The sequence below is a fragment of the Rhodopila sp. genome, from assembly GCF_965277825.1.
Taxonomy (GTDB): domain Bacteria; phylum Pseudomonadota; class Alphaproteobacteria; order Acetobacterales; family Acetobacteraceae; genus Rhodopila.
Map to the genome: position 1 here is coordinate 4,424,722 of NZ_OZ255846.1, position 22,317 is coordinate 4,447,038.

Here is a 22,317-nt window from a genome sequence, read left to right on the forward strand (position 1 = left end):
TGGTTTATTCGTCTTCCAGCCTGAAGCCGGCTTTGATCGTCACCTGGTATTGCGCGACCTTGCCATTCTCGATGTGACCGCGCACCTGGGTTACCTCGAACCAGCCGAGATGTCTCAGGGTGACCGCGGCCTTGGCGATGGCGCCGTCGATCGCCTTGCTGACACTTTCCTCGGAAGAGCCGACGAGTTCGACAAGCTTATAGACGTGGTCCGCCATGTTGGTTCTCCCCTTGTGTCGGTGACGCAGACACAACGCAATTGACCCGGCGATACGCCAGCGCCTGGACGACACGAACGCGCGATCTCGGGCAACGCGCGATCCTGGATTCAGTCGAACTCGGTGGCCAAGCCGGGGTCCCGCCAATGCGCGAACATCCGAGCAATCTGATGCGGCAGCGTGCGCCGCAGCGACAACTCGGCCGGCACATCGGCTTCGGCGAACCAGCCGACCTCGCTGGTTTCCAAGCTGGTGGTCGCCGATCCGCCTTCCAGCGCGCAGACGAAGAACATCCGCACCACTGAAAACAGCGTTGGCGGCTGCCCATGTCGGGCGCGGTCCCAGACCGCGGCCAGCTTGACCGGGCGGACATGGTAGCCGGCTTCCTCGAAAACCTCCCGCGTCACCGACTGGGCCGGAGTCTGATTGGTCTCGGCCCACCCGCCGGGCAGCGTCCAGCGGTTCTCGTCGGCGGTCTCGCGCACCATCAGGATGCGGCCCGAGGCGTCGAACACAGCCGCGCGCACCCCGACCTTTGGCGTGGCATAACCCGCTTCGGCGTCAAACAGGGCTTCGATCCGCCCGACCTCCGCGCCGCTGTGTTCGGCCATGATCCGAGCGGCGAGGCGGCGCAAGGCAGCGAAGCGTTCCAGGTCGTAGGGGTCCTTGCTGAACGCCAGGCCGGTCTGCGCGATCGCCTGGATCTCGCGCGCCCAGGTCAGCCAGGCAGGATCGGACATCGGCCAATCGGACATCGGCCGGTCAGACACGGGCCGGACAGACACGGGCCGGTCGGACACGGGCCGGTCGGACATGGGCCGGTCGGACATCGGCCGGTCAGACATCGGCTGGTCAGACATCGGTCGGTCGGACATCGGCCGGTCAGACATGGGCCGTTCGGACATGGGCCGTTCGGACATGGGCCGGGCAAGCCCGAACGGGTCTGGCGATCAATCCGCCGGTTCCGACACCATCGCCACCTCGGCGGCGGCGTCACCGGCCGCCCCACTGGCCGCCTCGGCATCGGTCAGCATCCGCCAGGTCCCGTTCACCAGCACCTCACTAGGGCGGAACCGAGCCTTATAGGCCATCTTCCGGCTCTCCGGCACCCAGTAGCCGAGATACACATAGGGCAGCCGCAGCGCCCGGGCGCGTTCGATCAGCCACAGGATGGCGTAGGTGCCCAATGACCGCTTTTCCATGCCGGGGACGAAAAAGCTGTACACCGCGGACAGGCCGTCGGCCAGCTTGTCGCCAAGGCAGGCGCTGAGCAGCCGGTCCTGGTCATCACGGAACTCGATAATGAAGGTTTCGATCGGCGTGTCCTCGACCATCGCGCGATAGTCGTAGAAGCTCATGCTGGCCATGTCGCCGTCGCCGTGGCGCGCCTGCTGGTAGCGCTGGAACAGTTGGAATTGTTCGGCGGTGGCGCGTGACGGCGCGCGAAACCCCTCCAGCCTGGCGTTGGCCTTGGCGATCTTGCGCAGCGTGCGGTCGGGCTGGAAGGCGTCGACCGGGATGCGGATCGGCACGCAGGCCTGGCAGGACGGGCAGACCGGGGCATAGGCAATGTTGTGGCTGCGGCGGAAGCCGGCGCGAGACAGCCGGTCGTGCAGCCCTTCGGCGTCCGGCCCGATGATCTCGGTCACCACCTTGCGTTCGATGCGTCCCGCCAGGTACGGGCAGGGCAACGGGGCGGTGGTATAGAAGAACTGCGGACGGCGCGGCGGTTTGTACAAGCTCATGAGGCGAACGTTCCCCCCGGCATGTTCCAGCTTCCGCCGGTTTCGGTCAACGTCCGCATCGCTGCCACGCGTACCACGACCAGCCCGCTGACCAGGTCGTGCAGCGTGCGGTGCCGCCGGGTCACCAGCGCCACCACCAGCAGCACGCCGGAGGTCGCCAGCGTCAGGTAGAACGCCAGCACCGAGATCAGCGCCTGCATCGGCATCGGCGGTCCAAGGTCGTAATCGCGGCGCACCGTCAGCCCGGTCATCTGCTGTCCCGGCGTCGCCGTGGATGACCCCAGCAGCGACAGGAAATGATAGCAGAACGGCACCACCGGCAGGATGCTGATGGCGCCGAAGCCGAGCCCCAGGGTCAGCACGCCGAACATCACCAGGATCCACCATAGCACCCAGACCAGCACCGCGATCAGGAAGATATCGAACAGCCACCCCAGGCAGCGGCGGCCAAGCACTCCGCTGGTCAGGAAGTGGTCGTCCAGTGGCGGGTTGGCATAGCTCATCGGGACAGCCTCATGGGATCAATCGGACCGTGCCGGAGACGCTGGCCGGCGCGGGCCCCAGGGTGATGGTAGCACCGTCTCGCCAGCGGATGGCAAAATCTCTGGCATGGGCGCTGAACGGGTTGCCGGATTGACCGGGGGTGATCATGAACAGGCTGCGATCGAGATCGGCCAGGTCATACACCCCGCGATACGACGCGCCGTGCACCGACTGCAAGGCCGCGTTGGTGCCGCCGCGATCCAGCGTGTTGTCGTCACCCGGGCTGGGCAGACTGATCGTGGTGAATGGCCCAAGCAGCGGAATGGCGCGCAGGATCGGGTGGGCGAAGATCGCCTGGTGCGCCACGCCCCAGCGCCAAGCGGCGGGATCGCCGCCGAACCGCGCGCCCAACCGCTTGACCGCCGCAACCAGCGAGTCACGCAGCATCGGCCGGCAATCGCCGCCGCACCAGTGTTCGCCCCCCGGCGCCAGCACCGCGGCGACGAAATCCGAGACCGGCGCACCGATCCCGTGATCCAGTCCGGCTCGGCGCAGCACGGCGGCATGGAACGCGTCGATCCAGGCGTTGAAGATCAGCGGGGCGGGGCTGTCCATCACCGCCCTGCCGTCCCAGCCGCGCAGCAGCTCCAGCGCCTTCGCCGCCGCGCCGGTGGTGCCCGGCACAGTCAGCAGCACCGGCAGGATCTGGACAGCGAAATCGTCGCCGACGTCGGACTGCATGGCGGCGAAGTCGGCAGCGGTGTGACGGTCCGACTGCTGCAGCAATTCGCGGATCCGCCGAGCGCGCCAATCGCCGAACGTGTCGCGGCCCATGAAGACCGGGAATCCGGGCGCCCAGACCGGCTCGTTGGCGTTCACCAGCCGGCCGCTGGCGGGCGCCATGTCGTGCGGCAACTGATCTCCCGAGGCCCAGCCGATCCAGTCGTGCGATCCGTCCCCGGGCACCGGGGCGGACCCGTCGCCGGCCTTGCGGATCGGCACCCGTCCGGTGACGAACAGGCCGATCGTCCTGGCGTCGGCGACCAGCAGGTTCTGCGCCGGCGAACTGATCTGCTCCGCCGCCGCCCGCGCCTGCTCCACCGTCGTCGCTCGGTTCAACGCCAGCAGACCGGATGCCGCGGTATCGTCCGGCGCCAGGTTGCCCATCGCCACCGCCATGATCGGACCCTCAGCGTGATCGAGGTCACTGATCACCGGGCCGTGGCGGGTCTCGCGCACCGTCAGCACCTGATCGGGGCGACCGCGGACCTTGATGCGTTCCTCCCGCACCGCGAACGGTTGCGGGCCGCTCGGGGTCTGATACTGATTGGGACCGGCCGGGGTCTCGATGAAGATGTCTTGGACGTCGGCGCCGGTGGTGGTGAAGGTCCAGGCGATCTTGCCGTTGTGCCCAAGCACCAGGAACGGCACGCCGGGGGCGGTGGCGCCGGCCAGCACGCGGCCCGGCATGTCCACCCGGACCAGGTACCAGATGCCGGGAAAGCTGAACGCCAGATGCGGATCGCCGGCCAGCAACGGTGCGCCGGTGGCGGTGTGGCGGCCATCCACCGCCCACTCGTTCGATGCACTTGGCGGCATGGTGTAGGGGCCGGGGAACTGCGGCAGCACCGCGGCCAGCCGCGACGCCGCGGCAGCGAATCGGTCGGGCAGCGCGTTGGCCGCATCGGGCGGCCGCACGCCGGGCTGGCCCGGCCATAGTTGATCGAGCATCGCGGCCGGCACCCGCCCGGCCAGGGCCTGGCGCGCCAGCTCCTGGCGCCAGTTCATCGACAGCCACAGCCCCATGGTCTTGGCCCAGAGCAGGCTGTCGGACGGCTGCCAGGGCTCCGGCGCCCCTAGCACCAGGAACTCGGGCGCGGCGAAGCGCCCCTTCAGCCTGATCCAGGCATTCACCCCGCTGGCGTAGGCATCCAGCAGCGCCCTTGTCTCGGGCGCTAGCGCGGCGAGATCGGCGACCGCGCCCTGGCGCAGCCCCAGCGTGCGCATCATCCGATCGAGCGGCAGGGTTGCCGCCCCGGCGATCTCCGACAGCCGCCCCGAGGCGACGCGGCGCATCAGTTCCATCTGGAACATCCGGTCGCGGGCGTGTACGAAGCCCATCGCGGCGGCGGCGTCGCGCTCCGATCCGGCATGGATGCGCGGCACCCCGTCGGCATCGTAGGTGATGTCCACCGAACCGGACAGGCCGGGGATCGAGGCGGTCTGGCTCGCACCGGGCAGGGTTAACCACACCGCGCCCACCACCAGCGCGGCCGCTAACAGAACAAGCACGCCGATCGCTGCCAGCACGCGGGCGATTCCTCGAAGCAGAGGGGTCATGCCCCACAAGGTGGTGGTATCGGAACGCTGTGGGAAGAGACCAAATCATGACCGCCGGCTTGTGCCGCCGATCTGCCCTGCCCGGCCGCCGCATGCGGTGAACCATGACGGCGGACATCGGAAATGCGATTTTTCAGCTTGCGGGTAGGCCAGTACGCAATAAGATTAAAGACTATGCTGGTCCTGCGCCTGGGAAACGTCCGTTCAAACAATAAATGAAACCATATCAGTCAGAAACCCCGATCACGCTGGACGCGATCGATCGCCGCATTCTTGCCTCGTTGCAGGAAGATGGCCGAATGACCAACGTCGATCTGTCGAAGCGCGCGGGCATCTCGGCGCCGCCCTGTCTGCGCCGGGTGCGGGCGCTGGAAGAAGCCGGCGTCATTCTGGGCTATCACGCCGACACCGACGCGCAGAAACTGGGCTGGGAAATAACCTTCTTCGCCATCGTCGGGCTGGACAGCCAGAAAGAGGCGGTGCTGTCGGCGTTCGAGCAACTGGTCGGCGGCTGGACCGAGGTGCGGGAGTGTCACATGATCCGCGGCGGCGGCGATTTCCTGCTGAAGCTGGTGGCGCGCGACACCGCGCACGAGAACCAGTTGACCCAGAGATTGACCGGATCGTCCACCGTCAGCCGGGTGCAGACGCTGCAGACAATCCGCACCAGCCGCAGCCTGGCCGGGGTGCCGTTCGGATCCTAGCCGGGGGGCGCTACGACATCAGCGCCTGCCAGACCTTGGCCGGCGTCAGCGGCATCTGCAGAAGCTGGCAGGCATCGGCGTGCTCGGCGCGCACCAGTGCATCGACCACGGCGTTGACCACCGCCGGGGTCGCCCCGATGGTGCCGAGTTCCCCGACACCCTTCACCCCCAGCGGATTGTTCTTGCACGGAATCGATTGATCCAGCAGATGCACGAAGCCGCCGATGATGTCGGCCCGCGGCATGAAGTAGTCCATCATGGTGGCGGTCATCACCTGCCCCGACCCCGGTTCGTAGCGCATGTGCTCGCCCAGCGCCTGGCCGATACCCTGCACCGCGCCGCCGTCCAACTGGCCGCGCACGATCATCGGGTTGACCACGCGGCCGACGTCGTTGACCGAGGCATACGCAACAATCTCGATCGCGCCGGTCTCGGGATCGACCTCGACCTCGGCGATGTGGGCCGCGTTCGGCCAGCTTGGCCCGTTCACCGAACTGGTCGCATCGACATAGATCCGGCTGTCGGGCTGGCGCGCGGCCAGGTCGAACAGGTCGATGCCGCGATCGGTGCCGGCGATGCGGAAGCGGCCCTCGGCGTATTCGATATCCACCGAAGCCGCCTCCAACTGGTCGGCGGCCAGCGCGCGGCCGTTCGCCAACGCCGTTTCGGACGCGTGATGGATCGCCGATCCGGCGGTGAACAGCGAGCGCGACCCTGCGCTGCCAAAACCCTGGCCGCGGTCGGTATCGCCCATCACCAACCTGATCCGTTCGATCTCCACCCCGAACACATCGACGATAAGCTGGGCGTAGGAGGTCGCGATGCCCTGGCCCATCGGCATGGTCGAGGCATACACCTCGATCTCGCCGTCGCCGCGCACCGCGACGGTGACGCGCTCCTCGAACACGTTGCCGCCGGTCCACTCAAGAAACGATGCCAGGCCGCGGCCGCGCAGCTTGCCCGCTGCCCGCGACGCCGCCTCACGGGTGGTAAAATCGTCCCACTTCGCCAACCCAAGTGCCTGGGTCAGGATCGAGCCGAAATTGCCCGAATCGTATTGCTGGCCCATGGCGTTGGTGTACGGCATCTGCTCCGGCTGGATCAGGTTGCGGCGGCGGATCTCGGCCGGGTCGAGGCCCAGCTTGCTCGCCGCGGCATCGAACAGCCGCTCGATCAGATAGATCGCTTCCGGACGCCCGGCGCCGCGATACGCGGCGGTCGGCGCGGTATGCGTCAGCACCGCCTGGAAGTCGAAATCGATGGTGCGGATGTCATAGATGCTGGTCGACACCCAGGGACCGATCAGCAACTGGATGATGATCCCGGTGGTGCCGGCATAGGCGCCGACATTGGCGAACGAGCGCACCCGGTAGGCCAGCACCCTGCCGGTTTCGTCCAGCGCCAGTTCGACGTGGGACTCGACATCGCGGCCATGCGTCGCCGACAGGAAGTCCTCGATCCGCGCCGGCGTCCATCGCACCGGACGCCCGACCGCTCGGGCGGCATAGGCGACGACGATATCCTCGGCATAGAGCCCGGTCTTCATCCCGAAGCCGCCGCCGACGTCACCGACCACGACACGGATCTTCTCCGCCGGCAGACCCAGCGCGGCGCACAGCGAGTCACGCGCGCCCGATGGCATCTGACTGGACAGACGGAACGTCAGACGGTCGTCGTTCGCATCGTAGCTCGCCAGCGAACAGCGCGGCTCCATCGACGCCGGCGCCAGCCGCTGGTTGACCAGGTCCAGCGCGACGACATGAGCAGCGGCGGCGAACGCGGCATCCGACGCGGCGGCATCGCCGTGTTTCATCTGCGCCGCGATGTTGCCGGTGGCCGCCGGCCAGACCAGCGGCGCGCCCGCGGCAATCGCCTCGGCCAGTTCGGTCACCACCGGGCGTTCGTCGTATTCGACGATGACCGCTTCCAGCGCGTCCTTGACCTGTTCGGCGGTTTCGGCGACCAGCGCGACCACCGCCTCCCCCACGAAGCGCACGGATTCGACCGCCAGCGCCGGACGCAGCGGGCTGGCGCCGGGCGAGCCGTCCGGGCGCTGGAACATCGGCGCCAGCGGCAGTGGCTGCACCCCGGCAGCGGCAAGGTCGGCCCCGGTCAGCACAGCCAGCACGCCCGGCATCGCGCGCGCCGCGGCGACATCGATCGAGACGATCCGCGCATGCGCGTGCGGCGAGCGCAGGAAACCAAGCTGGATCAGCCCCGGCGGAGAGAAATCGTCGGTGAAATGTCCGCCACCGGCCAGCAGGCCGGCATCCTCGATGCGGCGCACATCGCGGCCGCTGCCGAAACGCCCGATCGTCGATAGGTCGTCCATTCAATATTCCTGTATTCGTGATGCTAGTGACATGGGACCCAGGCCGGATAGTGGCAAGGGATCATTCGGTTCGGGTTCAGAGCGCCGGTTGGGCGCGGACGATGTCCTCGATGATCGCCTGGCCGTGCCGCAGCAGAAAGCCGCGCAGCCGAAGCTGCAGCGGCAGCAGCGGCAGGCTGCGGCGCTGTACCACGAACCACGATCGCATCAGCGGAAAGCCGTCCACCGCCAGCGGCACCAGCAGGCCCAGCGACAGCTCCAGGCTGATGGTGTGCTGCGAGATCAGCGCCAGCCCCATGCCGGCGATGACCGCCTGCTTGATCATTTCGTTGCTGGAGGATTCCATCGCGATCCGCGGCAGAAAGCCGGCCTTGCGGAAGAATCCATCGGCCAGCAGCCGGGTGCCGGAACCGTCCTCGCGGGTGATAAACCATTCCTGTGTCAGAATGGAAGGATCGAGCCGCGGCTCCCGCGCCAACGGATGCGACGCCGGTGCGACGATCACCGACGGGTGCGACGCGAAGCGGGCGGCAATCACATCGGCACCGTCCGGCGGCTGGCCCATGATGGCGAGTTCGACGTCGCCGCCGGTCAACATCCCGAGAACGTCGCTGCGATTGCCCTCGCGCAGCGAAACCCGGACATCCGGTGCGTCGGCGCGAAATCGGGCGATCATGTGCGGCACGATATACTTGCCGGTGGAGACCAGACCGAGCCGGATGCGACCTCCGCTGAGGCCGTTGAGCGCGGTCATCGCCTCGTCGGCATCCTGCAGCGATCGCAGCACCATGCGCGCATAGCCCAGCAGGACCTGGCCGGGTTCGGTGAGCTGGACCCGCTTGCCGATACGCTCGAACAGGGCGAACCCGGACTGGCTCTCGATCCGCTTGATCTGGAACGACACCGCCGATGGCGTCAGGTGCAGCCGCTCTGCCACCCGGGCCAACGACAGGCTGTCGGCGGTGGCGACGAAGATCTGCAACTGCCTGACGGTGACGTTGCGCATGAGGGATCCCTTATGATTACCGCAAATTTATTTTGCTTTTCCTTCACTGTCCACCGGGCCACGTATCGCCGACTGGTAAGGGAGCGAACCATTGGACAGTCCATTAGACACCAAAATCACCGACATGAAGCAGCGCTACACGTCGGGCGTCCTGAAATACCGCCAGATGGGCTACTGGGAGCCGGATTACGTTCCCAAGGACACTGATATCCTGGCGGTTTTCCGGATCACGCCGCAGGACGGGGTTGACCCCATCGAAGCCGCGGCGGCGGTGGCGGGCGAGTCGTCGACGGCGACCTGGACGGTGGTGTGGACCGACCGGCTGACCGACAGCGAATATTACCGGGCCAAGGCGTATCGGGTGGACCCGGTTCCGGGCAATCCGGAGCAGTTTTTTGCCTATATCGCCTACGACCTCGATCTGTTCGAGGAGGGCTCGATCTCCAACCTGACGGCGTCGATCATCGGCAACGTGTTCGGGTTCAAGGCGCTGAAGGCATTGCGGCTGGAGGACATGCGGATCTCCCCGCATTACTTGAAGACGTTTCAGGGGCCGGCGACCGGAATCGTCGCCGAACGCGAGCGGCTGAACATTTATGGCCGCCCGCTGCTGGGGGCGACGATGAAGCCGAAGCTGGGGCTGTCGGGTCGCAACTATGGCCGGGTGGTGTACGAGGCGCTGAAGGGCGGTCTGGACTTCACCAAGGACGACGAGAACATCAACTCGCAGCCGTTCATGCACTGGCGTGACCGCTACCTCTATTGCATGGAGGGCGTGAACAAGGCGATGGCGGAAACCGGCGAGATCAAGGGGACGTATCTGAACGTCACCGCCGCGACCATGGAGGACATGTATGAGCGCGCGGAATTCGCGCGTGACCTGGGCAGCGTGATCGTGATGATCGACCTGGTGATCGGTTACACCGCGATCCAGTCGATGTCGAAATGGTGCCGCAAGAACGACATGATCCTGCATCTGCACCGCGCCGGACATGGCACCTACACCAGGCAAAAGAGCCACGGCGTTTCGTTCCGGGTGATCGGCAAATGGATGCGGATGGCGGGGGTCGACCACATTCACGCCGGCACCGTGGTGGGCAAGCTGGAAGGTGATCCGAACGTGGTCACCGGCATCTATGATACGCTGCGGGAAACCTATGTGCCGGCTGATCCGCGGCATGGAATTTTCTTCGATCAGCCGTGGGCCAGCCTGAAAAAGACAATGCCGGTGGCGTCCGGCGGCATCCACGCCGGGCAGATGCACCAGTTGGTGCACTACTTGAAGGATGACGTGGTGCTGCAGTTCGGCGGCGGCACGATCGGCCACCCGCAGGGCATCCAGGCGGGGGCGCAGGCCAACCGGGTGGCGCTTGAAACGATCGTCAAGGCGCGCAACGAGGGCCGTGACATCTGGAACGAGGGGCCGGAAATCCTGACCGCCGCGGCGCGCTGGTGCCAGCCGCTGCGGGCTGCGCTGGACACCTGGAAAGACGTGACGTTCGATTTTACCTCGACCGACACGGTCGATGTAATGCCCACGCCGACGCCGGCCTAAAGCGGAGAGAAGAAATGAAGATCACGCAAGGACAGTTCTCCTTTCTGCCGGATCTGACCGACGAGGAGATCGGCAAGCAGGTCGAGTATGCGCTGGACAATGGCTGGGCGTTGGCGGTCGAGCACACCGACGACCCGCATCCGCGCAACACCTACTGGTTGATGTGGGGGCTGCCGATGTTCGACCTGAAGGACCCGGCCGGGGTGCTGATGGAGGTCAATGCCTGCCGCCGCGAGCACCCGAACGACTACATCAAGGTGCTGGCGTTCGATAACAGGAAGGGCCACGAAACCATTCGTATGTTCTTCATGGTGCAGCGCCCCGAGTACGAGCCGGGGTTCGAAGTGATCAGAGCCGCGGGCAGAGGGCGGACGGTCAATTATACCCTGCGCAGCTATGCCACCGAACGGCCGCCGGGTCAGCGCTATCAACCGACGGGTTCGCAATGACCCGGCGTGTTGGAGGGTTTTTGCCGCACCGAGCGCAGCGACTGCTTGTCCTCCGCGGGACGGCCCGGCTGTGGGTCTGCCCCGGCCCGATCCGGTTTCATTCGATGCCGACGCCGGATGACGCGGCGGAGGGACGGCGGGCATGAACACCACCGTCGCGTTCACCGAGGATCGCATCGACCTCGGTGACCTCTACGACCAATCCAACATCGCCGAAGTGCTGAACTTGCTGGACAACGATCTTGTCGGGCTGGTGCCGGTGAAGACCCGCATCCGCGAGATCGCGGCGCTGCTGCTGGTCGAGGCGGCTCGGCGCGGCATGGGCATCCAGGCCGACCCGCCGTCGCTGCACATGTCGTTCACCGGCAATCCCGGCACCGGCAAGACCACGGTGGCCAAGCGCATGGCCGACGTGCTGCACCGGCTGAAGTATATCCGCCGCAACCACGTGGTGACGGTAACGCGCGACGACCTGGTCGGTCAGTTCATCGGCCATACCGCGCCGAAGACCAAGGAGATCCTGAAGAAGGCGATGGGCGGCGTATTGTTCATCGACGAGGCCTATTACCTGTATCGGCCGGAAAACGAACGCGACTACGGGCAGGAAGCGGTGGAGATCCTGTTGCAGATGATGGAAGATCACCGCGACGACCTGGTCGTCATCCTGGCCGGCTACAAGGACCGCATGGACACCTTCTTCCGCAGCAATCCGGGGATGGCCTCGCGCATCGCGCATCACATCGACTTCCCAGATTATTCCGCCGGAGAACTGTTCGAGATCGCCCAGATCATGGCCGGCACGATGCACTATCGTTTTGATACCGATGGGGCGACGGCACTGCGCGAGTATATCGAGTTGCGGATGCGTCAACCCAGGTTCAGCAACGCGCGATCGATACGCAACGCGATCGACCGCTCGCGGTTGCGCATGGCCAACCGTCTGTTCGCCGAACGCGGCCGCACCATCGACCGTTCGGCATTGGAGACCATCACCGCCGGCGATGTCCGCGCCAGCCGGGTGTTCAACGAAACGCTGGAGGCATAGCGCGATGCCGTACAGCCGCACCACGCTGTCCAAGTTCATCATCGAGGACCAGCGCAGGTCCGGCGCGACGCAACCGGACCTGTCGTCACTGCTGAACGACATTCAGACCGCCTGCAAACTGATCTCGCTCGCCGTGTCACGCGGCGTGCTGGACAAGTCCGCTTCCGGCGGCTCCGGGCTGGACGGCATTGCCGACGCCATCATGCGGGAAACCTGTGAATGGGGCGGCCAGTTGCGCGGCATGGCCTCGCGTCGGCAACACGAGCCGTACAAGATCCCGCCGCCCTACCCGCGTGGACGCTGCCTGCTGGTGTTCGATCCGCTGGAGGGGATGAACAACGTCGACGTCAACGTCCCGGTGGGCACGCTGTTTTCCGTGCTGCGCTGCCCCGACGGGGTGACGGAACCGGCGGTCGCCGATTTCCTCCAACCGGGCACTGAACAGGTCGCCGCCGGCTACGCGATCTACGGTCCGGTGGCGATGATCGTGCTGACACTCGGGGCCGGGGTGCATGGCTTCACCCTGGATCGCGACATCGGCGCCTACACGCTGACCCACCCCGACATGCTAATCCCGCCGGCGACGCATGAATGCGCCATCAACGCGGCCAACCAGCGGTTTTGGCCGGCGCCGGTGCGGCGCTATGTCGAGGAATGCATCGAGGGCAGCGCCGGGCGGCGCGGCGACGATGTCTCGCTTCGCTGGATCGCCTGTTCGGTCGCCGAGGTGCACCGGATCCTGTTGCGCGGCGGTCTGCTGATCGATCCGCCGGGACCGTCCGACGGGCTGCGCCTACTGCACGTCGCCAATCCGATGGCGATGCTGGTGGAGCAGGCCGGCGGGGCGGCGTCCACCGGGCGCGAACGCATTCTCGGTATCCAGCCGGAAACCATCGACCAGATGATCCCGGTGATCCTGGGATCGCGTGATGAGGTCGAGCGGCTGATCGCCTATCACGGCGAACACGATCGCGGCGAAGAACCGGTGTTCACCACGCCGTTGTTCAACGTGCGATCGCTGTTCACCGGAGCCGACTGATGTCGCGCAAGCATCCGATCGTTTCGATCACCGGGTCATCCGGCGCCGGAACGACAACGGTCACCACGACCTTCGCGCAAATCTTCCGCCGCGAAGGCATCAACGCCAGCATTGTCGAGGGCGACGCCTTCCACCGTTATAATCGCATTGAAATGCGCAACTTCATGAAAGACGCCAGCGAACACGGCAACCACCATGTCAGCCATTTTGGCCCGGAATCGAATCTGTTCGAGGAGCTGGAGGCGCTGTTTCGCAGCTATGGCGAAACCGGCACCGGCAAGACCAGGAAATACCTGCACAACGACCAGGAGGCCGCACCCTACGCGCAGGACCCGGGCACCTTCACCGACTGGGAAGACGTCCCCGAAGGCACCGACATGCTGTTCTACGAAGGCCTGCACGGCGGCGTGGTGCATGGTGACGTCAATATCGCACGCCATGCCGACCTGCTGGTGGGTGTGGTGCCGATCATCAACCTGGAGTGGATCCAGAAACTGCACCGCGACAAGCAGACCCGCGGCTACACGCAGGAAGCGGTGGTCGATACCATCCTGCGCCGGATGCCGGACTATGTGAACTACATCTGCCCGCAATTCGCCGAAACCCACGTGAACTTCCAGCGCGTTCCGACGGTCGACACCTCCAATCCGTTCATCGCCCGCGACGTTCCCAGCGCCGATGAAAGCATGCTGGTGATCCGGTTCCGCAATCCGAAGGGAATCGACATGCCATATCTGCTGTCGATGCTGCACGACAGCTACATGTCACGCGCCAACACCATCGTTTGCCCGGGCGGCAAGATGCCGCTGGCAATGCAGTTGATCTTCACGCCGATGATCCTGCAGTTGATGGACCGCAAGAAGCGCCACGGGTAGCCCCTGCCGCTCAGGCCGGGGACGCGGCGACAAGTTTGCGAAGGTCGGTCTGCGGCCGAGCGCCATAGTGGCTGATGATTTCGGCGGCGGCGATGCTGGCGATGCGGCCACACCGGGGGAGGGTCTCGCCCGCGGTCAATCCGGCCAGGAAGCCGGCGGCGTAAGCGTCTCCGGCGCCGGTGCTATCGACCAGGCGGGTGGGTTCAGCGGCGATCCGCAGGGTTTCGTTGCCTTGCAGGATCAGGCTGCCGCCCTCGCCGCGGGTCAGCGCCACCAGTGCCGCATCGGTTCGGGCGGCTTCGGCGGCCTCACCGAAGCTGTTGCGCTGATACAGCGCGGTGATCTCGGCTTCATTGCCGAACAGGATATCCACGTGGTTGGCAACCAGGTCGAGAAACGCCTCGCGGTGGCGATTGACGCAGAATGCATCCGACAGCGACAGCGCAACCCGGCGCCCAGCGGCGTGGGCAGCGGCGGCGGCCTTGCGGAACGCGGCCTGGGCAGCGGGCGGATCGAACAGGTAGCCTTCAAGGTAGGTCACGGCACAAGCGCCGACCAGGGCGGGATCGACATCGGCCTCGGTCAGGCTGACGCAGGCACCCAGGAACGTGTTCATGGTGCGCTGCCCATCGGACGTGACCAGGATCAGGCATTGCGCGGTGGGGGCGCCGTCGGATAGCGGGGCGGTCGGGAAGTGCACGCCGATGGCGTTGATGTCGTGGCGGAACACGGCGCCGAGCGGATCATCGGCGACCTTGCCGATATAGGCAACCCGAGACCCGAGGGCAGCGGCGACGGCACAGGTGTTGGCGGCGGACCCGCCGCTGCTCTCCTGCCCCGGCGGCATGGCGGCGTAGATCGCGTCGGCGGTGGCGGCGTCGATCAGCGCCATGGCGCCCTTGTGCATGTCGTGGCGCGACAGGAAGCTGTCCTCGGCGCTGGCCACGACATCGACGATGGCGTTGCCGATGCCGAGGATGTCGTAGGTCGGTTGTGTCATTGTGCTCCTTTGGGTTTCCCTTTGGGCGGGTGCGCCCGGACGGCCGCTTCGTTGACCTCGACGCCCCAGCCGGGACGGTCGGGGACGATCAGCTCTCCGTTCTCCACCAATGGCGGGTCGATGAAAAGCTCATCGCGCCAGGCAACGCTGTCGATGTCGATCTCCATCACGCGGAAGTTGGGCACCACGGCGCAGAAATGCGCGCTGATGGCGGAGCAGAGGTGGCCGTAATAGTTGTGCGGCGCGACGTTGACCTCATAGGCCTCGGCCATGGCGGCGATCTTGATCGATTCCAGGAAGCCGTTCCAGATCACGTCGATGATGGCGACGTCGGCGGCATAGGCGTCGAGGAACGGGCGGAAGGCGCGCCGCCCGGTGACCGATTCCAAGGACGCGATCGGGCATGGCGCGTGGCGGCGGATCAGCGCCAGGGATTGCGGGTCCCAGGTGTCGATCTCCAGCCAGGTGAGGTCAAACGGCTCGACCGCCTTGGCGATACGCAGGTAGCCCTCGGTCTTGAAATGATAATTGACGTCGAGGTGCAGGCCGATATCGGCGCCGGCGCCGGCGCGGAAGGCGGCCAGCAGGTCGCGCACCGATTGCAGCGTGCGCCGGTCGAGGTTGAGTTCGGGGTGGCCCGGGGTGCGGCCGAAGCCGGGGCTGAAGCTGGTCAGTTTTTCGCCGTCGAACGGCAGGATGTTGGTTTTCAGCGCCTTGAAGCCGCGCCGCTTGACCTCGGCACCAAGCGCGGCGACGTCGTCGTAGGTCCGTAGCGGCGGCGTTCCGATCAGCTCGTGGTTGCGCACGCGGTACGACCCGCAGTGCGACCAATATACCGGGACGCGGCGGCGCACCGGGCCGCCGAACAGTTCATACACCGGCACGCCAAGCGCCTTGGCCTTGATGTCGAGCAGGGCGTTGCCGATGGCGGCGATGGCGCGCTGGTTGACACCGCCGGGGGCCTGGACCTGCTTGACATACAGCAGCGCGTCGATCGCCTGCACCGGCCTGGGGTCGGTGCCGATCAGCGCCTCGGCCATGGCCCGGATGACGGCGGTGAGGCCCTGGCTGCCGTCGGCTTCGGTGTATTCCGACCAGCCGACCAGGCCGTCATCGGTGCTGATCTTCAGGAACGAGAAGGTGCGCCAGCCGGCGTCGCAGTGCAGGTCTTCGATCCTGGTGATTTTCATCGCGGGTTTCCTGCTGGTTGGTGTTGTGCCGAACAGGTTATGTGCGATGGCGCCGGCTGTCAGCCTTTCGCACCCCCCCACGGCGAACATAGAACGATATTGTTTCTGCATGAGATCGTGGTAACTACGTTGCAGCCTCGCAACCCACCGCCCGGCGTTGTGGCGCCTGGTGGCGAGCTTTGTCTTTGTCGGAGAGTGTTCATGCTATTCGCAGTCACCCGCCATGACCGGCCCGGCAGCCTGGCGCTGCGGCTTTCGGAACGGCCGATCCACCTCAAATACCTCGAGACGGTGCTGGACAAGATCGTTTACGGCGGCGCGTTGCTGGGCGATGACGGCAAACAGTCGGGTTCGATCCTGATCATCGACGTCGCCGATGCAGCGGCAGCGACCGCATTCGCCGACGCCGACCCCTATGTTGACGCCGGGCTGTTCGCCGGCACGGTGATCCGGGCGTTTCGCCCGGTGTTTAAGGACGGCGGCTGGCTGTAGGAACCCATCCGGCGGCGACACGGCGTCGGCGAAACAAGGTCAGACCGCTATCCCCTGGGTCATCGGCTGCTCGAAATACTCGACGATCTCGCGCAGCGGCCGAGGCACGCTGAACAGGTAACCCTGGGCCTCGCCGCAGCCGGCGGCACGGACATGATGCAACTGCTCGGCCGTCTCGATCCCTTCCGCCGTCGTGACGATGTTCAACTTGTTGGCGAGGTCAACGATCGAACCGACGATCGCGGCGCAATCAGGCCGGGTTACCATCTCACGCACGAACGACTGATCGATCTTGATCTTGTCGAACGGAAAGCTGCGCAAATAGCTTAGCGACGAGTAGCCAGTGCCGAAGTCGTCCAGCGCGATGCGCACGCCCAAGGCATGCAATTGGAACAGCAATGACCGGTTGTTGTCGTTGTTCTTCAACAATGTCGTCTCGGTGATCTCGAGTTCCAGCCGGCTTGCCGGCAGTCCGGCTGATTGCAGCGCCGCCGTGACCACGCCGACAATGTCGCCGCTGTCGAACTGCGCCGCCGACAGGTTCACCGCCACCTTGGTGTGGGCGGGAAACTGCATTGCATCGACGCAGGCCTTGTTGACCACCCATGCGCCGATCGATCGGATCAGCCCGCTTTCCTCGGCGATAGGAATGAACTGGGCAGGAGAAATCAGCCCTCGCCAGGCATGGTTCCAGCGCAGCAAGGCTTCGAAGCCGGCGATGCGATCGCTGCTCAGATCCCACAGCGGTTGATATAGCAGCTCCAGCTCGTCGCGTTCCAAGGCGTGCGCCAGGTCCTCCTCCAGCGCCAGGCGGACCAGCAATTGCCGCTCCATGTCCGGCTCGAACAAGCTCAGCACGCCACGTCCCTGGGCTTTCGCCTGATACAACGCCATGTCGGCGTTCTTCAACAGCGTATCGGCATCGGCGTGACAGTCGGTGGCAACGGAAATGCCGATACTGGTGCCGACGGTGACGGTGTGTCCGGCCAGGTGATACGGTTCACTCAGCGAACCGATGATGCGCCCGCCAAGTTGTTCGGCGGCCTCCGGCACGTCGGCCGCCATATAGGCAACGGCGAATTCATCCCCGCCCAGACGGGCGACGACGTCGCAGCTTCGCACGCACCGCAGCAGCCGCCGACCGGCCGCCTCCAAAAGCGCGTCGCCCACCGGATGACCCAGCGTGTCATTGACGTGCTTGAAGCGGTCCAGATCGAGATACAGCAGCGCCAGCCCCATCTGCCGGCGGTTCAGCGACCCGATCATTTCGTCCAGCCTGAGACGGAACAGCACCCGGTTGGGCAGCTTGGTCAGTGCATCATGGTGCGCGGCAAACCTTATATGCTCTTCCGCTCGGCGCTGCTCCGACACGTCCTCGTAGGTGGCGACCCAGCCGCCGCCCGGTATTGGTTGTTGCGACACGGCGATGGATTGGCCGTCGTCGCCGGTCACGACGAAGGTGCCCGATTGCACCGCGTCGGTCAGGTGACGGTGCTTGATGTACAGCTCATCGACCATTTGCGCCGGCAGCGCGCCGATCGCCTTCAGCCGCTCGAACAGCTCGCCGATCGGCAGACCGGGCGTCAGGGCGGACGCATCGACCCCGAACAGCGTCAGGAAGCGGCTGTTGTTGACGATCAACTGGTGGCCGCCGTCGGTCATCAGCAGGCCCTGCGAAATGTTGTTCAAAGCCGCATTGAACAGCACGTTCTGGACCTGCAGCGCTCGGTCCCCGTCACGCAGCGCGGCATTCTGTAGCTGGACCTCTTCCATCGCCTGGCGGGCCCGTTCGTTGGCGGTTTCCAGATTGGCGAGCGCCCGCTTCAGATCGGTGATGTCGGTGCGAATGCCGACCCGGCCGCCGCCCGGTATCTTGCGTTCGGTGACCAGCACCCAACGCCCGTTCGGCAGCCTGCGCTCCATCGGCCCGGCATTGTCCTGGTGCCATTGCACGGTGGCGGTGATGAAACCCTCGACGTCGTTACCGGCCTCGGGGTATTGGCCCAGATGGGCTCCGTTGCGGATGATATCTTCGAATCGTTCGCCAGGACGGATGAACCCGGCGCTGATGTTGTAGAACTCGCGATACTGCTGGTTGCACAGGATAAGTCTGCTGTCGCTGTCCCACATGACGAAACCGTCCGACATCGACTCGATGGCGCCCTCGAGCACGGCGCGGGCCTTGCTACGTTCGCAATCCGCCCGATTGCGCTCGCGCCGCGCCGCCATCAGCGTCAGGGCCAGCGCCGACAGCAGCACCACGGCGACCGCCACCACGCCGATCAGTCGGTCCCGATCCCGTCGCCAGTCGGCTGTTGCGGTATCCAGATCGAGCGTCAAGGCGATCATCAGGTCGGGGTAGAGGCTGGCCCGGGCAATGCCCAGCGTAGGGGACTTGATGAAATTTTTTGGCACCATGAAGGGTCGCTCGTCCGGCGCCATCGGACTGAGCGCGTCGCTTCGCCGTTTGCCGATCGCCACCTCATCATAGGGCCGGCTGATCACCAGCCGCCCGTCGTGACGCTCCAGCGCGATGCGCAACCCGGGGACTTCGGCAACCGCCGAGAACAGCACCGTCACCAGGGACAGCGGAACCTCCGCCACCGCGTTCAGCACGCCGACGCCAGGCAGCGCCAGCGGGCGCACCAGCAGCACGTCCCAATCGCCGGTGACCGGATTGCGCACCGGGCCGGCGAGCGCCGCCGGGTCGCCCGGCGCGGCGCCCAGGTAGGGCAGCACATCAGGCGGCAGCCTGCCATTCCACGGATTGGGTCGCGCCGATGCCCAGATCTGGCCGTCGCGCCGCACCAGCAGGATATCCCGGAAGTCGAAGGTCTGGTAATTGAACGCGCGCAGGATACGGCCGGCGGTCACTGGATCAAGCTTCTGTCCGTCCTGCACCGTGGTCGCAAACAGCTCGGGCAGGTTCACCAAGGCGCCGTCAACCTGCAGCAACTGGCGGTTCACCACGCGTTCCGTCATCAGGGCGGCATTCTGCAGCGTCACGTTGGCGGCATGCAGACTGGTCTCCCGGGTGCGTTCCAGCAGGAACCAGCAGCCGCCGATCAGGGTCGACAGCACCAGGCCGATGCATCCGGCGATGCCTATCGCGAGCAGGCGGTGGCGGTTCATCCGGCTACCGCGCACCATGCCGAAGCGTGTTGCGTCTGCACGGTCGGCAGACCCTGCTGGCAGTCCACGAAATGGGCGGTCGGCCGCGCAACGGCATCGACTAGGCGCCCTTGCATCCGGCGGACGGCGCGGCCGGCGACGCTGAGGCCACGATCATGCGGGCAGCCGCCCGCAGCTTCAAAAGCCCGTCCTGAACTGCGAAGTCGATTAGCAACTTGCGTGGCCCCACTGATCTCAATGGCGAATGTGCAGAGCTAAATACTAATAAAACGTGAAAGACCGAGGATCGCGGCCAAAATTGCCTGGAAAATCGCCGCCGGCCGCGTCCACCCGGTGCCCGCGTCCGCGCCGGTGGTTCAGGCGGTCTCGGATTACTCGGGCTTCCGCATCGCCCCTCCGGCCTGTTCCGCAGGAACGGACGCCGCCTGCGCTGCCGCCACCCGGATTCCCAGTGGGCCACCCAGCGTGTCGTTCCAGGCGGTGACGCAGTTGTCGCCACACCGCCGAATCCATTGCGGCAGAATCGTTTGCGTCAACAAACGCCGGCGCACAATATCGTCGGCGGCGGTGATCGGTACAAGGGTCATATGAAAGTCCTCGCCTTCGCCGCAGCTGTCCGAACCGATCTCGCAGGCAAGGCCCTTGGCGGTTTCCTGATCGGCGGCTTTCCAGATCGATTGCTCCAGCAACCTGATGCCGTCTCGCAGTTCGCCTCGGATGTCGGGCGGCAGGCGTTCCCAGGCCAATTTGTTGGCACCAAAGAAGGACAAACCCCAACTGACCGCCATGGGCGAGATATAGGACGTCACTTTCGGCAGCCCGATCTCGCCACCGCTCATGGTCCCGGTGATCGCGCAATCCACCGTGCCGGTCTTGACCGACCTCACGATTTCGGAAAACGGGATCACGGTGGGGATCGCGCCGAGCGCCGACATCATCTCGGACTGACCCACCGAGGAGGTGCGGACCCTGAGCCCAGCCAGATCCTGCAGGCTACGGAACCGCGGCGCACAGTACAGCACCTGCGCCGGGTAGGCATAAATCCCAAGCAATTCAACGCCATATTTCTGCAGCAGGATCTGGTGCAGGTGGTCGCGATACAGCTCCACCGTCCGGCGCAACGCGGCGAAATCGGGATTGAGGGTCGGCAGATCGACCGCGTTCAGCTCCGGTTCGTCGCCCGACACCAGCGCCAGCAGCGCGGTGCCGAACGGGACGACGCCAAGCCGCATCAGCTGCAACATTTCCTGGCCCGGCAGCCCGCTGCCGTCGAACGGGTGGATCTCGGCCTGGACCCGGCCATTGGTCAATTGCGGCACCCGTTGCGTCCAGAACGGCTGTTCCAGTTTCTTGTATTGGCTGACGCCGGCCAGGCCGCCGACGATCTTCAACTGGATCGGTCCGTCGGCCGCCCGCGCGTGTACTGCCATCAGCAGGCTGACCAGCAACCCCACGCGGCAGGCATGCTGGACAATAAACCAGGGTGACGATGCAGAGTTTGCCGAACGGCGCATGGACGATGTGACCCCGAGATCGCTGATTTCTTATCTGTGCTAAACACGTTATCGCAACGTGATCCCAACTGCCAATGCTTTCCACACGCGGCGCCAACGGCGATTCACATCAGAACGACAACCATGGGTTGCGACTTCTCGCAACAGGCTGGTAGCATTACGCATCGGTATCAAGGAGCCGTCATGTCGGTGGTCCGGATCGAACCCTCAGCCAGCAGCGGATCGTCAGCCGACCGATCGGCGCCGAACGGGCCCCGAAGTCGGCGCATCGGCTTGATCTTCGTGGTGATGACCGCGCTGGGCTGGGGTCTCAATTGGCCGGCGACCAAATTCCTGGTGAAAACCTGCCCGCCGCTGTCCGCGCGTGGCATTTCCGGCCTGGCGGCGGCTTGCGTACTGTTCGGACTTGCCGCGCTGCGCGGCGAGAGGCTCGCTGTGCCGGGCAAGCTGTGGGCGCGGCTTTCGCTCGCCTCGGTGCTGAACGTCAGCGCCTGGATGGGCCTGACCAGCGCGTCGCTGCTGTGGCTGGCCGCCGGCCAGGCCGCGACACTGGCCTACACGATGCCGGTCTGGGCTGCGCTGCTGGCCTGGCCGATCCTCAGCGATCGGCCAGGGTTGCGCCAGATCGCGGCCATCGTGCTGGGCATCGGCGGGATCGCCATCCAGGTCGGCGGCAGCGGCCTTTACCTCGACGCCACCCGCTTGCCCGGCGTCGCGCTGGCACTGTCCGGAGCAATGCTGTTCGCGCTCGGCACGGTGTCGGCCAAGCGGATGCCGATCCCGCTGCCGCGGCTGGCGCTGACCGCCTGGCAGGTGTTTCTGGGTTCACTCCCGCTGCTTGGCGCCGGCCTGTGGTTTGAACATCCGCATTTCCATTCCCTGCCGCTGATCGCATGGCTGTCGCTGGCCTACACCGCGTTGATCTCGATGGGGCTGTGCTACCTGCTGTGGTTCGCCGCGGTCAGCCGGCTGCGGGCTTCGCAGGCGGCGATCGGCACCCTGCTTACGCCGGTCATCGGGGTCACCGCGTCATCGCTGATGCTCGGCGATCCGCTGACCCTGGGTCAGACCGCGTCACTCGCGCTGGTGGCGGCAGGCATCGTGCTTGCGGTCAAGGACTCACCATCCGGCACGGTGATGCCGGCCTGCAGCCATTCGATCTTGCCGTCCAGATCTTCTCGCGCCAGCCGGTAGTAGGT

19 protein-coding genes are annotated in these 22,317 nt (G+C 65.7%); 8 read left to right on the forward strand and 11 right to left on the reverse strand.

All coding sequences use genetic code 11. The features are described from left to right. Positions 1-4: 4 nt before the first annotated feature. The 5 genes from ACQY4T_RS21380 to ACQY4T_RS21400 all read right to left on the reverse strand — a co-directional run bounded on the left by ACQY4T_RS21380 (position 5) and on the right by ACQY4T_RS21400 (position 4,755). On the reverse strand, positions 5-217 hold the full coding sequence (locus tag ACQY4T_RS21380) for a dodecin (protein WP_428534802.1): 213 nt from the start codon (positions 215-217) through the stop codon (positions 5-7). A 110-nt stretch (positions 218-327) separates the two neighbouring features. Beyond that, on the reverse strand, positions 328-957 hold the full coding sequence (locus ACQY4T_RS21385) for an NUDIX hydrolase (protein WP_428534804.1): 630 nt from the start codon (positions 955-957) through the stop codon (positions 328-330). Between the two features lie 210 nt (positions 958-1,167). Then, positions 1,168-1,962, reverse strand: coding sequence for an arginyltransferase (locus ACQY4T_RS21390; protein ID WP_428534806.1), 795 nt, complete (start codon positions 1,960-1,962; stop codon positions 1,168-1,170). After that, positions 1,959-2,465: an RDD family protein gene (locus ACQY4T_RS21395; protein ID WP_428534808.1), complete on the reverse strand. Its 507-nt coding sequence runs from the start codon at positions 2,463-2,465 to the stop codon at positions 1,959-1,961. The genes ACQY4T_RS21390 and ACQY4T_RS21395 overlap by 4 nt, the downstream gene beginning before the upstream one ends. Positions 2,466-2,475: 10 nt before the next feature. Next, a complete protein-coding gene (locus ACQY4T_RS21400; protein ID WP_428534809.1) occupies positions 2,476-4,755 on the reverse strand; it encodes a penicillin acylase family protein in 2,280 nt (759 codons plus the stop codon). Positions 4,756-5,000: 245 nt separating this feature from the next. On the opposite strand from ACQY4T_RS21400, the gene ACQY4T_RS21405 reads away from it, so the two are divergent. Further along, positions 5,001-5,489, forward strand: coding sequence for an Lrp/AsnC family transcriptional regulator (locus ACQY4T_RS21405; RefSeq protein WP_428534810.1), 489 nt, complete (start codon positions 5,001-5,003; stop codon positions 5,487-5,489). Between the two features lie 10 nt (positions 5,490-5,499). On the opposite strand, the gene ACQY4T_RS21410 is transcribed toward ACQY4T_RS21405, so the two are convergent. Together ACQY4T_RS21410 and ACQY4T_RS21415 are read right to left on the reverse strand one after the other, a co-directional pair. Next, a complete protein-coding gene (locus ACQY4T_RS21410; RefSeq protein WP_428534812.1) occupies positions 5,500-7,821 on the reverse strand; it encodes a xanthine dehydrogenase family protein molybdopterin-binding subunit in 2,322 nt (773 codons plus the stop codon). A 76-nt stretch (positions 7,822-7,897) separates the two neighbouring features. Next, on the reverse strand, positions 7,898-8,827 hold the full coding sequence (locus ACQY4T_RS21415) for a LysR family transcriptional regulator (protein WP_428534814.1): 930 nt from the start codon (positions 8,825-8,827) through the stop codon (positions 7,898-7,900). A 91-nt stretch (positions 8,828-8,918) separates the two neighbouring features. On the opposite strand from ACQY4T_RS21415, the gene ACQY4T_RS21420 reads away from it, so the two are divergent. The 5 genes from ACQY4T_RS21420 to ACQY4T_RS21440 all read left to right on the forward strand — a co-directional run bounded on the left by ACQY4T_RS21420 (position 8,919) and on the right by ACQY4T_RS21440 (position 13,790). Next, a complete protein-coding gene (locus ACQY4T_RS21420; protein WP_428534816.1) occupies positions 8,919-10,382 on the forward strand; it encodes a form I ribulose bisphosphate carboxylase large subunit in 1,464 nt (487 codons plus the stop codon). Positions 10,383-10,396: 14 nt separating this feature from the next. Next, positions 10,397-10,831, forward strand: coding sequence for a ribulose bisphosphate carboxylase small subunit (locus tag ACQY4T_RS21425; RefSeq protein WP_428534818.1), 435 nt, complete (start codon positions 10,397-10,399; stop codon positions 10,829-10,831). 142 nt (positions 10,832-10,973) lie between these two features. Then, positions 10,974-11,876, forward strand: coding sequence for a CbbX protein (gene cbbX, locus ACQY4T_RS21430; RefSeq protein ID WP_428534820.1), 903 nt, complete (start codon positions 10,974-10,976; stop codon positions 11,874-11,876). Positions 11,877-11,880: 4 nt separating this feature from the next. Next, entirely contained in the window at positions 11,881-12,915 is a 1,035-nt protein-coding gene (locus tag ACQY4T_RS21435; protein ID WP_428534822.1) for a class 1 fructose-bisphosphatase, read from the forward strand. After that, positions 12,915-13,790: a phosphoribulokinase gene (locus ACQY4T_RS21440; protein WP_428534824.1), complete on the forward strand. Its 876-nt coding sequence runs from the start codon at positions 12,915-12,917 to the stop codon at positions 13,788-13,790. Before ACQY4T_RS21435 ends, ACQY4T_RS21440 begins: the two co-directional genes overlap by 1 nt. A 10-nt stretch (positions 13,791-13,800) precedes the next feature. Here the strand turns inward: ACQY4T_RS21440 and ACQY4T_RS21445 are convergent, their stop codons facing one another. Together ACQY4T_RS21445 and ACQY4T_RS21450 are read right to left on the reverse strand one after the other, a co-directional pair. Then, a complete protein-coding gene (locus ACQY4T_RS21445) occupies positions 13,801-14,790 on the reverse strand; it encodes an adenosine kinase (protein WP_428534826.1) in 990 nt (329 codons plus the stop codon). Further along, positions 14,787-15,980 carry a mandelate racemase/muconate lactonizing enzyme family protein gene (locus ACQY4T_RS21450; protein WP_428534828.1) on the reverse strand — a complete coding sequence of 398 codons (1,194 nt, stop codon included), beginning with the start codon at positions 15,978-15,980 and terminating at the stop codon, positions 14,787-14,789. The genes ACQY4T_RS21445 and ACQY4T_RS21450 overlap by 4 nt, the downstream gene beginning before the upstream one ends. Positions 15,981-16,181: 201 nt before the next feature. Here ACQY4T_RS21450 and ACQY4T_RS21455 point away from each other — a divergent pair, with 201 nt between their 5' ends. Then, positions 16,182-16,472, forward strand: coding sequence for a YciI family protein (locus ACQY4T_RS21455; protein WP_428534830.1), 291 nt, complete (start codon positions 16,182-16,184; stop codon positions 16,470-16,472). A gap of 39 nt (positions 16,473-16,511) precedes the next feature. On the opposite strand, the gene ACQY4T_RS21460 is transcribed toward ACQY4T_RS21455, so the two are convergent. Both ACQY4T_RS21460 and ACQY4T_RS21465 read right to left on the reverse strand, forming a co-directional pair. After that, complete coding sequence (locus ACQY4T_RS21460) at positions 16,512-19,604, reverse strand: bifunctional diguanylate cyclase/phosphodiesterase (RefSeq protein ID WP_428534832.1); 3,093 nt, start codon at positions 19,602-19,604, stop codon at positions 16,512-16,514. Between the two features lie 371 nt (positions 19,605-19,975). After that, a complete protein-coding gene (locus tag ACQY4T_RS21465) occupies positions 19,976-21,058 on the reverse strand; it encodes a TRAP transporter substrate-binding protein (protein WP_428534834.1) in 1,083 nt (360 codons plus the stop codon). A 243-nt stretch (positions 21,059-21,301) separates the two neighbouring features. Here ACQY4T_RS21465 and ACQY4T_RS21470 point away from each other — a divergent pair, with 243 nt between their 5' ends. Beyond that, a complete protein-coding gene (locus ACQY4T_RS21470; RefSeq protein ID WP_428534836.1) occupies positions 21,302-22,312 on the forward strand; it encodes a DMT family transporter in 1,011 nt (336 codons plus the stop codon). Positions 22,313-22,317: the final 5 nt, after the last annotated feature.

Bases quoted from the DNA above. Each gene is read 5' to 3' on its own strand.
- ACQY4T_RS21380 (WP_428534802.1), bottom strand. From the start codon at position 217: ATGGCGGACCACGTCTATAAGCTTGTCGAACTCGTCGGCTCTTCCGAG.
- ACQY4T_RS21385 (WP_428534804.1), bottom strand. From the start codon at position 957: ATGTCCGATCCTGCCTGGCTGACCTGGGCGCGCGAGATCCAGGCGATC.
- ACQY4T_RS21390 (WP_428534806.1), bottom strand. From the start codon at position 1,962: ATGAGCTTGTACAAACCGCCGCGCCGTCCGCAGTTCTTCTATACCACC.
- ACQY4T_RS21395 (WP_428534808.1), bottom strand. From the start codon at position 2,465: ATGAGCTATGCCAACCCGCCACTGGACGACCACTTCCTGACCAGCGGA.
- ACQY4T_RS21405 (WP_428534810.1), top strand. From the start codon at position 5,001: ATGAAACCATATCAGTCAGAAACCCCGATCACGCTGGACGCGATCGAT.
- ACQY4T_RS21410 (WP_428534812.1), bottom strand. From the start codon at position 7,821: ATGGACGACCTATCGACGATCGGGCGTTTCGGCAGCGGCCGCGATGTG.
- ACQY4T_RS21415 (WP_428534814.1), bottom strand. From the start codon at position 8,827: ATGCGCAACGTCACCGTCAGGCAGTTGCAGATCTTCGTCGCCACCGCC.
- ACQY4T_RS21425 (WP_428534818.1), top strand. From the start codon at position 10,397: ATGAAGATCACGCAAGGACAGTTCTCCTTTCTGCCGGATCTGACCGAC.
- cbbX (WP_428534820.1), top strand. From the start codon at position 10,974: ATGAACACCACCGTCGCGTTCACCGAGGATCGCATCGACCTCGGTGAC.
- ACQY4T_RS21435 (WP_428534822.1), top strand. From the start codon at position 11,881: ATGCCGTACAGCCGCACCACGCTGTCCAAGTTCATCATCGAGGACCAG.
- ACQY4T_RS21440 (WP_428534824.1), top strand. From the start codon at position 12,915: ATGTCGCGCAAGCATCCGATCGTTTCGATCACCGGGTCATCCGGCGCC.
- ACQY4T_RS21445 (WP_428534826.1), bottom strand. From the start codon at position 14,790: ATGACACAACCGACCTACGACATCCTCGGCATCGGCAACGCCATCGTC.
- ACQY4T_RS21450 (WP_428534828.1), bottom strand. From the start codon at position 15,980: ATGAAAATCACCAGGATCGAAGACCTGCACTGCGACGCCGGCTGGCGC.
- ACQY4T_RS21455 (WP_428534830.1), top strand. From the start codon at position 16,182: ATGCTATTCGCAGTCACCCGCCATGACCGGCCCGGCAGCCTGGCGCTG.
- ACQY4T_RS21460 (WP_428534832.1), bottom strand. From the start codon at position 19,604: ATGAACCGCCACCGCCTGCTCGCGATAGGCATCGCCGGATGCATCGGC.
- ACQY4T_RS21470 (WP_428534836.1), top strand. From the start codon at position 21,302: ATGTCGGTGGTCCGGATCGAACCCTCAGCCAGCAGCGGATCGTCAGCC.